Origin of the sequence: Frankia tisae (assembly GCF_025403405.1) — a bacterium.
Classification (GTDB): Bacteria; Actinomycetota; Actinomycetes; order Frankiales; family Frankiaceae; genus Frankia; species Frankia tisai.
This window is the reverse complement of sequence record NZ_JANEZT010000197.1, coordinates 1-12,473: the sequence shown is the minus strand read 5'-3', so window position 1 is coordinate 12,473 and position 12,473 is coordinate 1. Positions and strand designations below refer to the sequence as shown.

The 12,473-nt window shown below is 73.2% G+C and carries 9 protein-coding genes; all 9 read left to right on the top strand.

Going from position 1 to position 12,473, the window contains the following annotated elements:
• Positions 1-310: 310 nt before the first annotated feature.
• Positions 311-1,975 (top strand): ABC transporter substrate-binding protein, encoded by a 1,665-nt coding sequence (locus NBZ85_RS18725; protein ID WP_261553544.1) that lies wholly within the window; start codon positions 311-313, stop codon positions 1,973-1,975.
• Positions 1,972-3,060: an ABC transporter permease gene (locus tag NBZ85_RS18720; RefSeq protein ID WP_261562323.1), complete on the top strand. Its 1,089-nt coding sequence runs from the start codon at positions 1,972-1,974 to the stop codon at positions 3,058-3,060. The genes NBZ85_RS18725 and NBZ85_RS18720 overlap by 4 nt, the downstream gene beginning before the upstream one ends.
• Positions 3,057-3,971 (top strand): ABC transporter permease, encoded by a 915-nt coding sequence (locus NBZ85_RS18715; RefSeq protein WP_261553542.1) that lies wholly within the window; start codon positions 3,057-3,059, stop codon positions 3,969-3,971. The genes NBZ85_RS18720 and NBZ85_RS18715 overlap by 4 nt, the downstream gene beginning before the upstream one ends.
• On the top strand, positions 3,968-5,743 hold the full coding sequence (locus tag NBZ85_RS18710; protein ID WP_261553541.1) for a dipeptide ABC transporter ATP-binding protein: 1,776 nt from the start codon (positions 3,968-3,970) through the stop codon (positions 5,741-5,743). The genes NBZ85_RS18715 and NBZ85_RS18710 overlap by 4 nt, the downstream gene beginning before the upstream one ends.
• A complete protein-coding gene (locus NBZ85_RS18705; protein ID WP_261553540.1) occupies positions 5,740-6,870 on the top strand; it encodes an FAD-dependent oxidoreductase in 1,131 nt (376 codons plus the stop codon). The genes NBZ85_RS18710 and NBZ85_RS18705 overlap by 4 nt, the downstream gene beginning before the upstream one ends.
• Positions 6,871-6,893: 23 nt before the next feature.
• Complete coding sequence (locus NBZ85_RS33225) at positions 6,894-7,190, top strand: hypothetical protein (protein WP_368861406.1); 297 nt, start codon at positions 6,894-6,896, stop codon at positions 7,188-7,190.
• Complete coding sequence (locus NBZ85_RS18695; RefSeq protein ID WP_261553539.1) at positions 7,187-8,563, top strand: NtaA/DmoA family FMN-dependent monooxygenase; 1,377 nt, start codon at positions 7,187-7,189, stop codon at positions 8,561-8,563. Before NBZ85_RS33225 ends, NBZ85_RS18695 begins: the two co-directional genes overlap by 4 nt.
• Complete coding sequence (locus tag NBZ85_RS18690; protein ID WP_261553538.1) at positions 8,560-9,411, top strand: GNAT family N-acetyltransferase; 852 nt, start codon at positions 8,560-8,562, stop codon at positions 9,409-9,411. Before NBZ85_RS18695 ends, NBZ85_RS18690 begins: the two co-directional genes overlap by 4 nt.
• Positions 9,412-9,468: 57 nt before the next feature.
• A partial coding sequence (locus NBZ85_RS18685) for an ATP-binding protein (RefSeq protein ID WP_308205191.1) occupies positions 9,469-12,473 on the top strand: 3,005 nt, incomplete at its 3' end.

Sequence of the window (12,473 nt, the reverse complement as noted above, 5' to 3'; positions counted from 1 at the left end):
TCCGTCGGCTGAGTGCCCGGACGCGGCTGCCCGGGTTCGGGCGGGCGGCGGCCTCCCTCAGATCGTGCCCGGACCGGCCGCTCCGGCCGCGTGCGGCGGGCCCGCCGCACGCGGCCGGTTGGCTCAGCCGGCGCCCCGGCCGGCCGGAACCCCGATACCGATCGCGGCAGGAAACGCCGCCGGGCCGCCGGGCCGGTTCCAATCGCGGCGACCGACGCGGCTCCATCCACCGACGCAGCTCCATCCACCGACGCGCCGCCACGACCACCCCCAACCCCGTCGACCACGCGATCAGGAGAACGGAAACCCGATGTCCAGCAACGTCTTCGGCGTCAGCAAGCGAGTCTCGCTGACGCTCGCCGCCGGGTCCGCAGCGCTCGCGCTCGCGGCCTGCGGCTCTGGTGGCGGCTCCACGGGCAGCTCTGCCGGCGCGGCCGGCGCCCCGGTCCGTGGCGGTACGTTGACGTTCGCAATCAACTCCGACGGCTCGTGCCTCGACCCGCACCAGAGCCCGGCCGACGTTGACGGGTTCTTCGCCCGGTCGATCGTCGACTCGCTCGTGGCCCTGAGCGACGACGGCACGATCTCCCCCTGGCTCGCCACGAGCTGGACCGTCTCGCCGGACCAGAAGACGTACTCGTTCGTCCTGCGGGACGACGTCACCTTCAGCAACGGTGAGAAGTTCGACGGCGCGGCCGTCAAGGCCAACCTCGACCACATCGTCGCCCCGGCGACCAAGTCGCAGCTGGCGGCCGGCACCATCGCGACCTACACCGGCACCACGGTGCAGGACCCGACCCACGTCGAGGTCCACTTCAGCGCGCCGAACTCGGCGTTCCTGCCCTCGCTGGCCACGGCGTACCTGGGCATCGAGGCGCCGAGGACGTTGACGAAGCCGCCGTCCGACCTCTGCTCGAAGATCGTCGGCAGCGGACCGTTCATCAGCTCGGGCGGCTACGTCAAGGGCAAGGGCATCGACTACGTCCGGAACGCGAAGTACAACTGGGCGCCGAAGAACGCCAAGCACACCGGCCCGGCCTACCTCGACGCGTTGTCGATCCGCAGCCTCCCCGAGGACTCCTCCCGGTACGGCGCGCTGACCAGCGGGCAGATCGACGCGATCGCGAGCGTCCCCCCAGTGAACGTGGCGCAGCTCAAGTCGACATCGGGATTCCGGATCCAGACCGCGTCCGCGCCGGGCGGCAACTACAACTACTACCCGAACACCGTCAAGGGGCCCTTCGCGGACGTCAGGGTCCGGGAGGCGTTCCGGGCGGGCATCGACTGGGCGACGATCGTCGACAAGCTGTACTTCGGCGTCTTCCCGGCCGGCAAGGGCCCGCTGTCCCCGGCGACGGTCGGCTACGACACGTCGATCGAATCCGCCTACCGCTACGACGCCGCCAAGGCGAACCAGCTGCTCGACCAGGCCGGCTGGACGAGTCGGGACGCGCAGGGCTACCGCACCAGGGACGGCAAGCGGCTCACCATCGTCCATCCCTTCCTCAAGCAGTTCGCCCGGGAACAGCGTGACGTCGTCGCCGACCAGGTCCAGGCCGCGGCGAAGCAGATCGGCATCGAGGTCAGGACCACGAACCCCGAGTACACCTCCTACATCAAGGACGTCGCGGCCGGTAACTACGACCTCATCGACTTCAGCTGGCAGCGTGCCTCGCCCGACGCGCTGCGCACCCTGTTCGGCAGCGCGGCCATCCCGAAGGACGGCTTCGGCACCAACGGCTCGCGGCTGTCCGACCCGGCCCTCGACAAGGACTTCACCGACGCCCTGGGCACCACCGACCTGACGAAGCAGGCCGCGCTCTACGGCGACGCCCAGCAGCGGATCACCTCGGCCGCCGCGGTGTTCCCGATCTACGTGTTCAACTACGTCCTCGGGTCGAGCACGAAGGTGCAGGGGCTGCGGTTCGAGCCGCAGGCGTTCCCGCTCTTCTACGACGCCTGGACCAGCAAGTGACCATCGCCCTCGCGGCGGACGAGCGGCGCGCAGGAGGCTTCACCGCCTCCAGCGCCCGTTCGATCGGGCTCGCCGTCCTGCGGCGGGTCGGGTACGCGGTGGGCGTGCTCTGGGGGGCGGTCACCGTCACCTTCGCGGCCCTGCACCTGAAGTCCGGCGGCATCATCGACGCGATCATCGGGCAGGCGACCGTCTCCCCCGAGGTCAGGGCGCAGATCATCTCCGACTACGCCCTGGACAGGCCCTGGCTGGTCCAGTATTTCGACTACCTCGGGCACCTGCTGCGCGGTGATCTCGGCCATTCCTACAACCAGGGGATGGACGTCACGACCGCCATCGGCGACCAGCTTGCGCCGTCGTTCGAGCTGATGGCCGCCGGCGTCGTGCTCGCGCTGGTCGGGGCGATCGTGGTGGCGCTGCTGACCGCCAACCGGCCCCGCTGGATCCGCGGCCCGTTCGCCTTCCTGGAGATCGTCGGCGTCTCCGTGCCGGCGTTCTGGTTCGCGATCCTGCTGCTCACCGTCTTCTCCTTCCAGCTCCACTGGTTCCCGGCCATCGGATCGAACAGCGTCCGGGGACTGGTGCTGCCGGCGATCGCCCTGGCCGTGGCCCCGGGCGGGACCCTCGCCCAGGTGCTGCGGGACGGTCTGGAGCGCGCGCTCGACGAGCCGTTCGTGACGACCGCCCGCAGCCGCGGCATCCGTGAGACAGCCGTGCTGGTCCGGCACGCCCTGCGACACGCCCTGATGCCGGCCATCACCATCGCCGGTTGGCTCGCGGGCGCGTTCCTGGGTGGCGCGATCGTGATCGAGAACGTGTTCTCCCGGCAGGGGCTCGGGACGCTGACGGTCGGCGGACTCGGCCGCCGGGACTTCCCGCTGGTCTCCGGGGTCGTGCTCATCGCGGCGGCGTTCTACGTCGTCATCAACCTGATCATCGACGCCGTCTACCCGCTGCTGGACCCCCGGCTGCGTCCCGTCGCCCCGACCACATCCGGGCCCGCGAACGCGGCCGCCGCCAGCATCACCTCGACAACGAGCCCGTCCCCCTCCGCGACCGGGGCTGACCAGGAAGGCGACCGATGACCGTCACGCCGGTCGATCCGACCGGGCTCCCGCCCGGCGGCGCAACACCGGGCACGCAGGTCGGGACCGCGGCCGCGACCCGCGGACGCTGGTCCGGGCTGCGCGTGTCGCGGCCGGGGGTGGTCCTGAGCTTCGCCTTCCTCCTGGTGTTGCTCCTGGCCTCGTTCTGGCCGCAGTTGTTCACCGGCACCGATCCGAACGCCGCCGACATCTCGCAGACGTTGCGAGGCCCGGGCTCCGGCCACCTGCTGGGCACGGATCAGAACGGCCGGGACATCCTCGCCCGGATCGTCCACGGCACCCGGCTCTCCCTCTGGATCGGTCTGAGCGCGTCGGCGCTCGCGCTCGTGGTGGGAGCGGCCATCGGCGTAGCGGCAGCGCAAGGCGGCCGCGTGCTCGGAGCAGTGACAGACTGGCTGCTGAACGTGTTCCTGAGCATACCGGGGTTGCTGCTCGCGCTCCTGGTCATCGCCATGCTCGGCCCCGGCACCCGCAACTCGATCATCGGTCTAAGCCTCATCTTCACCCCGGGTTTCGCCCGGGTAGTCCGCGGCGAGGTGATGCGCATCCGCGCCTCGGTCTATTTGGAGGCCGCGCGGGCGCTCGGCTGGCCGAGACGTCAGGTGATCATCCGACACCTGGTTCCGAACGCGTTGGGCCCGGTCCTGATCCTGGCCACGATCAACGTGGGCGGGGCGATCAGTCTCGGCTCCACCCTGAGCTTCCTTGGACTCGGCCCGCAGCCGCCCACCGCCGAGTGGGGCGCGATGCTGTCCAGCAGTCGCACCTACTTCTCGGTCGCCTGGTGGCCCGCGATCTTCCCCGGGATCGCGATCACGCTCGCCGTCCTGGCCATCACGGTCGCTGGACAGTTCCTGCAGGCACGACTCGAAGGCCGGAACGCGCGATGACGCCCGACAGCGGCACGGCGACCGGTAGCGGCACCGCGTCGCTGGAACCGGCGGTTCGGCCCGGCGGGTCCCGGACCCTCGTCGACGTGGCGAACCTGCACGTGCGGTTTCGGCTGGGTCGACGCGCGGTGGACGCCGTGCGCGGCGTGTCGTTCCAGATCGACGCCGGTCAGAGCATCGCCGTCGTCGGGGAGTCGGGCTCGGGGAAGAGCGTCACGGCCCGCAGCCTCGTCGGGCTGGCGGGACGCGGAGCCGAGGTGCGGGCCGACCGCCTGGTCATCGACGGCACGGACGCCCGGGCGCTGCCCGAACGCCGATGGCGGACCCTGCGCGGCCGGCACATCGGCTTCGTCCTGCAGGACGCGCTCGTCTCACTCGACCCGGCCCGCCGGGTCGGCGCCGAGATCGCCGAGACACTGCGGGCCCATCGGGTGGTCCCGCGGGCGGAGGTCGACGCGCGGGTGATCGAGCTGTTGCGGGAGGTCGGCGTGCCGGAGCCGGAGGCCCGCGCGGGCCAGTACCCGCATCAGCTCTCCGGCGGGCTGCGGCAGCGGGCCCTGATCGCTTCGGCGATCGCGGCCGACCCGGCGCTGCTCATCGCCGACGAGCCAACGACCGCGCTGGACGTCACGGTGCAGGCCCAGATCCTCGAGATGCTCGCCGCGCGCAGGCGGGCCGGGACCGCGCTACTGCTCATCAGCCACGACCTGGCCGTCGTGTCCCAGGTCGCCGACCACGTCTTCGTCATGAAGGACGGAGTCTTCGTCGAGCACGGCCCGACCCGGCAGGTACTCGACGACCCACAGCACTCCTACACCCGCCAGCTCCTCGCCGCCGTGCCGGTCGCGCACGCCCGCGGCACCCGACTGTCACCGCAGCCCGGTGGCCCGGTCGCGCAGCCCCGAGCGGTCGTCGGCGACGGGGTCGTGCTGGCGGCCAGGAACCTGGTCAAGACGTTCGCCCTGGACGGGCGCCGCACCCTGATCGCCGTGGACGACGTGTCGTTGGAACTGCGGGCCGGGGAGACGCTCGGCATCGTCGGCGAGTCCGGTTCCGGCAAGACCACGGCCGCCCGGCTGCTGCTGGACCTGGAGCGGGCGGACTCCGGCACGGTCGAGGTCGACGGCACGGCCTGGGGCGAGATCGACGTCCGGACCAGTGCACGGCTGCGCCAGCACATCCAGGTGATCTACCAGGACCCGCTCAGCTCGTTCGATCCGCGTTACCCGGTCCGGAAGATCATCGCCGAGCCGCTGGCAGTGACCCGGGTCTCTCGCGCCGAGCGCCGGACCCGGGTGCTGGAGCTGCTCGACCAGGTCGGGCTGGGGCGCGACGTGCTGGACCGACGACCGCGGCAGCTCTCCGGCGGGCAGCGCCAGCGGGTGGCGATCGCCCGGGCACTGGCCCCCCGGCCTCGCGTCATCGTCTGCGACGAGCCGGTCTCGGCCCTCGACGTCTCCATCCAGGCCCAGATCCTCGACCTGCTCGCCGATCTCCAGGCCCGGCTCGGCATCGCCTACGTGTTCATCTCCCACCACCTCGGCGTGATCTACCACGTCAGCGACCGTGTGCTGGTCATGAAGGACGGCCGGATCGTCGAGTCCGGCGATGTCGAGCGGGTCTTCCGGGAGCCGCGGCACGAGTACACCCGCGGTCTGCTCGCCGCGGTGCCGACCCTGGACGGCGCCGCGCTGCGCCCCCCGGTGGAACCACGGGCGACGGTGGAACCACAGGCGACGAGCGTGGCGGACAACGAAGGAGCGGTGGCATGACCGTCCACAAGGTCGACGTCGTCGTGCTCGGCGGCGGGGCGATGGGTTCGGCGGCGGCCTGGCAGCTGGCCCGCCGCGGCGTCGACGCCGTGCTGCTCGAACGGTTCGCGGCCGGGCACGTCCGGGGGGCCTCCCACGGCGCGTCCCGGATCTTCCGGCTCGCCTACCCGGACCTCGGCTACATCCGCCTCGCCCAGCAGGCCCGAGTGCTGTGGCGGGAGCTGGAGGATCTCACCGGCACCGAGCTGCTCACCGTCACCGGGGGGGTGGAGCACGGCGGCGACCCCGCGTTGGACCAGGTGGCCGATGCCACCGCCGCGGCCGGCGTGGCGTCGGAGTGGTTGACGCCGCGCCAGGCCGCGCGGCGCTGGCCCGGCCTGCGCTTCGACACCCGGGTGCTGGTCCACCCGGACTCCGGGCGGCTGCACGCCGACAACGCCGTCACCGCGTTGCAGGAGAGCGCCGTCAAGCACGGCGGCGTGGTCCGGCACGAGGCGCCGGTGCGATCGCTTGCGGTGCGGGGGGACGACGCCGTCGAGATCCACACAGAGGACGACCGCTACCTCGCCCGCCGCGTCGTCGCCGCCGCCGGGGCCTGGACGGAGAAGCTGCTCGGCGGCCTCGTGCCGCTGCCGGCCCTGCGGGTCACCCAGGAGCAGCCGGTGCACTTCGCCCCGGCCGGCCCGCCCACGGCGGCCGATCAGGACCGCTGGCCCAGCTTCGGGCACCTGCTGACAGCCGGGACCCAGGAGGCCATCGCCTTCCACGGCGGGGTCTACGGGCTGGAGACCCCCGGCGAGGGCGTCAAGGTCGGCTTTCACGGGGTCGGGCCGGTGGTCGACCCGGACCGGCGGGACTTCGCTGCGGTGCCGGCCCAGCTCGCGGCGCTGCGGGAGTACGTGCGGCGCTGGATCCCCGGCGTGGACCCGGACCGCTTCGCCCCGATCAGCTGCACCTACACCACGACCCCGGACTCACACTTCGTCCTGGACCGGCACGGCCCGGTGGTCGTGGCGGCGGGATTCTCCGGCCACGGTTTCAAGTTCGTGCCCGCCATCGGCCGCATCCTCGCCGACCTGGCCGTCGACAACACCCGTCCCGATCCCCGATTCGCCTCCACCCGCTGACCTGCCAGAAAGCGAGGATCATCATGCCCGAGCCCGATCCGCTGCATCTCGCCGTCGCCCTGGACGGTGTCGCCCTGGACGGTGCGGGGTGGCATCCGGCGGCCCGGCGGGAGCCATCCGCTCGGCCGCGGGACCTGTTCTCCCCGGCCTACTGGGTGGATCTGGTCACCGAGGCGGCCGCGGACCGGCTCGCCCACCGCGGCCGGTTCCGCACCGAATACCGGACCACCACCCTGCGCGGACACCTCGGCCTGCCCCGACCGGCCAGCCGTTATGCCGCCGCCAGCGCCGAGCAGCGAATCGAGGTCGCCTCCGCATGACCAGGCCACGCAAGCAGATCATCCTGGGTCACTACATCGGTGGGGTCAATCACCACACGGTGTGGTCGGACCCGGCTGCCGGCAGCCAGATCGCGTTCTCGTCGTTCCAACACGCGGCCCAGGCGGCGGAACGCGGGAAGTTCGACTTCTTCTTCCTCGCCGAGGGGCTGATCCTGCGCGAGCGGCTCGGGCAGATCTTCGACCAGGACATCGTCGGGCGCCCGGACACCCTGCCGGTACTCGCCTCGCTGGCCGCCGTCACCGAGCATCTCGGGCTCGTCGGCACCCTCAACGCCACCTTCAACGAACCGTACGAGCTGGCCCGCCAGCTCGCCTCGCTGGATCATCTCTCCGGCGGCCGGGCCGGCTGGAACGTGGTGACCTCGTTCGACGCCTTCACCGGGCAGAACTTCCGCCGGGGCGGCTTCCTGCACCGCGACGACCGGTACGTGCGGGCCGAGGAGTTCGTCGCCCTCGCCCGCCAGCTGTGGGACTCCTGGGCCGCCGACGCGATCGCAGCCGACGCCGAGACCGGCCGGTTCCTGCGCGACGCCGCGGCCGGGACGTTCCGCCACTCCGGTCGCCAGTTCGACGTGGCCGGCCGGTTCACCGTGCCGCGCAGCCCGCAGGGACGGCCGGTGGTCCTGCAGGCCGGGGTCTCCCCGCAGGGCCGCGACTTCGCCGCCGCCACCGCCGACGCGATCTTCTCGCCCTACCACGAGCTCGGGCCGGCCCAGGAGTACTACCGCGACATCCAGGCCCGGGTCGCGCGGGCGGGCCGGCCGCCGGGCTCGGTGAAGCTGCTGCCCGGCGGGGCGTTCATCCTCGGCGACACCGAGGCCGACGCCGTCGAGCGGAAGCGGGAGGTCGCCCGCGCCCAGGTGAGCGGCCGCACCGCGCAGATCCTGCTGGAGACCGTCTGGAACCGGGACCTGTCCGGCTACGACCCGGACGGCCCGCTGCCCGACGTCGACCCGGACCCCACCGGCCCGCTGGTGATCCAGGGCCGCGCCCGGCTCGGCGAGGACCCGTTCGAGACCGTGCGAGCGTGGCGGGCGCTGGCCGAGGCCAACCGTTATTCGCTGCGGGACCTCGCGATCCGCGTGTTCAGCCACACCGAGTTCGTGGGCACGCCGACCCAGATCGCCGACCGGCTCGACGACTTCGTCCAGCGCGACGGCTCGGACGGCTTCATCCTGGGCTCGCACGTGACTCCCGGGGGGATCGACGAGTTCGTCGACAAGGTCGTCCCGTTGCTGCAGGAGCGCGGCTCGCTACGCGCCGAGTACAGCGGGACGACGCTGCGGGAGAACCTCGGTCTCCCGCTGGTTCCGGTCCCTGCGGACCGGACGCCCCAGGACGCGCCGGCGTGACCGAACGGCATCCGCTGGACAACCCGGCACTCGCCTCGTTACTGGGACCGCACGCGCACCTCGCCGTCCGGCAGGGAGACGTGCTGCGCTACCCCGAGGACGTCGCACCGTTCATCGCCCTGCCGGACGATCCCGACGCCGACACCTGGCGCGACGCCGCGACGCTGCTCGGGCCCGGAGCGGTCCTGCCGCTCGCCGGCTTCGACGGCGTGCTGCCGACCGGATGGGAGGTGGTCGGACACGGTGCCGGCGTGCAGCTGGTGGACGAGGGTGTCGCCGCGGCGCCCGACGACGAGGCCGTCCGACTCGGGCCGGACGACGTCGGGGACATCCTCGCGCTGATCGACCGCACCCGGCCCGGGCCGTTCCGGTCCCGGACCATCGAGCTCGGCACCTACCTCGGCATCCGGCGCGGCGGCGTGCTCGTCGCGATGGCCGGAGAGCGGCTGCACCCGCCGGGCTGGACGGAGATCAGCGCGGTGTGCACCGACGTGGCCCACCGCGGGCAGGGACTGGCCACCCGGCTCGTGCACGCCGTCGCCGCGATCGTCCGGGTCCGGGGGGAGACGCCGTTCCTGCATGCCTCGGCGGACAACACCGACGCGATCAGGCTCTACGAACAGCTCGGTTTCCGCCTTCGCCGACGGGTGACGTTCACCGCCGTCCGGGTGCCCGGCGAGCCCGCGGACGGCGTGCCGGGCCCGAACCCGTTCGCCGTCGTGCGCGACGCGGGCGCCCCGAACACCGGCATCCCGAACACCGGCGCCCCGAGCAGCGGCGCCGCAGCCGCCCCCGCGCCGCGCAGCGCGTCGGGGGCCGACGTCACGAGCGGAGATCCGGTCGGGTGACCGGCATCGTCGACGGCCTGGATCGCGGACCCCCGTCCTAGACTGATCAGCGTGGTCGTGAGTCTCACCCTCCTGGCCGGGGTGCGCTGGGAGGGCGCCCCGGTGGCGGGCGACCGGCCGCAGGCGCTGCTGGCGGCCCTGGCGTCCGAGCTCGGGCGGCCGGTGCGGTCCCGGCGGCTGGTCGAGATGATCTGGTGCGGGGAACCGTTGGCCAACCCGGCCAAGGGTCTGCAGGTGGTCGTCTCCCGGACCAGGGCGGCCTGCGGCGCCGGCGCGGTGGTGCGCGACGGCGACGGCTACCGGCTCGGTCTCCCGCCGAGGCAGGTCGACAGCTGCCTGCTCGGCGAGCTGGTGGCCGAGGCCGCCAGACTCATCGCGGCTGATCCGCAAGCCGCCGCCGAGCGGGCCCGTGAGGCGCTCGAGCTCGGCGCGTCGCTGCCGCCGGTGCCCGTGGACGACCTGGGCATGCTCGCCGACGTCCGCCGGGCGGCCGGCCGCGACCTGGCGGCGGCCCGGCTGCTGCTGGCCGGGGCCGTGAGCCGGACTGGCCGGCACGCCGAGGCGTTCCCGCTGCTGGAGACGGCCCACGCGCAGCGGCCCGACGACGAGGGACTACTGGCCGACCTGCTGCGCAGCGAGGCTGCGGTGCGTGGGCCCGGGGCGGCCCTGCACCGCTTCGAGGGGTACCGCCGAGACCTGCGGGAGCGGCTGGGCATCAGCCCCGGGGAGACGCTCGCCCGGATCCAACGTGAGCTGCTCGCCCTCGACCGGCGGCCCATCCGTGACGGGATCCGGTACGACGCCAACGCCCTGCTGGGCCGCCAGCACGACGTCGACGAGCTGCGGGCGTTGCTGGACCGGTCCCGGGTAGTGTCGATCGTCGGGCCGGGTGGTCTCGGCAAGACCCGCCTGGCGTACCTGCTCGCCCGGGACAGCGCGCTGCCGGTGGTGCATGTCGTCCAGCTCGCCGGGGTGACGGCGCCCGAGGACCTGCTCGGCGAGATCGGTGCCGCGCTCGGGGTCCGTGACTCGATCGGCGAGCGCCGGGTGCTGACCCCCGCGCAGCGCGCCGACCTGCGCGCCCGCATCGCCGCGCGGCTCGCTCGGGGGCCGGGCCTGTTGCTGTTGGACAACTGCGAGCACCTCGTCGTCGAGGTCGCCGAGCTGGTCGCCTTCCTCGTCGCGACCACCGCCGACCTGCGGGTGCTCACGACGAGCCGGGCCCCGCTGGCGATCAGCGCCGAGCAGGTCTACCTGCTCGGGGAACTGGCCCCCGCCGACGCGATCGAGCTGTTCTGCCAGCGCGCCGCCGCCGCCCGCCCCACCGTCCGGCTCGACAGGGAGGTGATCGGCCGGATCGTCGATCGGCTCGACGGGCTTCCGCTGGCGATCGAGCTGGCGGCGGCGCGGGTCCGGGCGATGTCGGTGGAGGACGTCGACCGGCGGCTGGCCGACCGGTTCACCCTGCTGCGCGGCGGCGACCGGTCCGCCCCGGACCGCCACCGCACGCTGCTCGCGGTGATCGACTGGTCGTGGAACCTGCTGGCGGAGTCGGAGCGGCGCTCGCTGCGCCGGCTGGCGCTCTTCCCGGACGGTTTCACCCTCACCGCGGCCGAGGAGGTCCTCACCGCCGCCGGCTCCGCCGACCCGGGCGCGGGCGGCGATCCCGTTGAGCCCGATCCCGTTGAGACAGTGCAGAGCCTCGTCGACCAGTCGTTGCTGAGCGTGCGCGAGTCGGCCGACGGGGTGCGCTACCGGATGTTGGAGACGGTCCGGGAGTTCGGCCGGCTGCGGCTGACCGAGGCAGGCGAGCAGGCATCAGCGCGCCGCGCCCAGCGGGACTGGGCGGTCGGCCACTCGACCCGACACGGCGGGGACCTGGCCACCGAGCGGCAGTTCGCGGCGATCGACGCGATCGCGGCCGAGGAGACGAACCTCGCCGACGAGCTGCGGGCCGCGCTGGCCGGCGGCGACGCCGAGACGGTCGTGCGGCTGGTGGCGGTGCTCGGCGTGTTCTGGGAGATCCGCGGCGAGCACATCCGGATGATGACGCTGATCGACGCGGTCACCGCGGTGCTGGCCGGCTGGACACCGCCGCCCACGGTCATCTCGGCGGCGCTGGCCGCCGGGACCGTCGTGGCGAGAACCGCGAGCTTCGTGGGCGACGGGGTTCTCCCACCCCCGGTCCACGACCTGTTGGCACGACTGGCCACCGAGGCCGCGGGCGATCCGTCGCTGGTCGGTGCGGCGCGGGTGCTGCTCGCTCTCGCCCCGACGACGCCGGCCGCGGACGTCGAGACGCGGCTCGCGCGGTTGGCGGACGATCCCGACCGGCACACCCGCCTGCACGCTCTGGTATGGCTGATCCATCAGCGGGAGAATGCCGGCGACGCGCGGGCCTCGGCCACGGCCGCCAACCGGGCACTGGCACTGACCGCGCCAGGGGACGGGCCGTGGCTGACGGCCGTGATCCAGACCCGGCTTGCCGAGCTGACGATGCAGCTCGGGGATCTACCGGCGGCCCGTTCCCACGCCCAGGCGGCCCTGTCGGTCCTGGAGCGGCTCGGTGCCCACGACGATGTCGCGCAGCTGCAGGTGCTACTGGCGCTCGACGCCATCAACGACGGCCAGCTCGACGCGGCCGAGCGGTATCTCGCCCAGGTCGGCTCGCCCAGCGACACGCTGCACAGCGGTGCGATGATGGCGGCGGTCGGCCGGGCGGAGCTCGAGATCGCCCGCGGCGACACGGCCGGCGGCCTGCGCCGCTACCTGGACGCGGCGCAGGGGCTGCGGGCGATGCGATGGCCGGCATCGAACCGACCGGCGTCGAGCCCTGGGCCCTCGTCGGCGACGCGGTGGCGCTGGCCGCGTTCGCCTGGCACGCGACCACCACCGACGATCTTGCCACCGGCCACGACCTGTTCCGGTCCAGTCTCCGCCGGTGCGTCGGCGCGTTGCGGCTCGGCGGCGCCCCGATCGACTATCCGGCGTGCGGGACGCTGCTGTTCGCGCTCGGCGCCTGGGGCCTTCGCCACGGCCGGGCGGTGGGGACGACGGTGGGG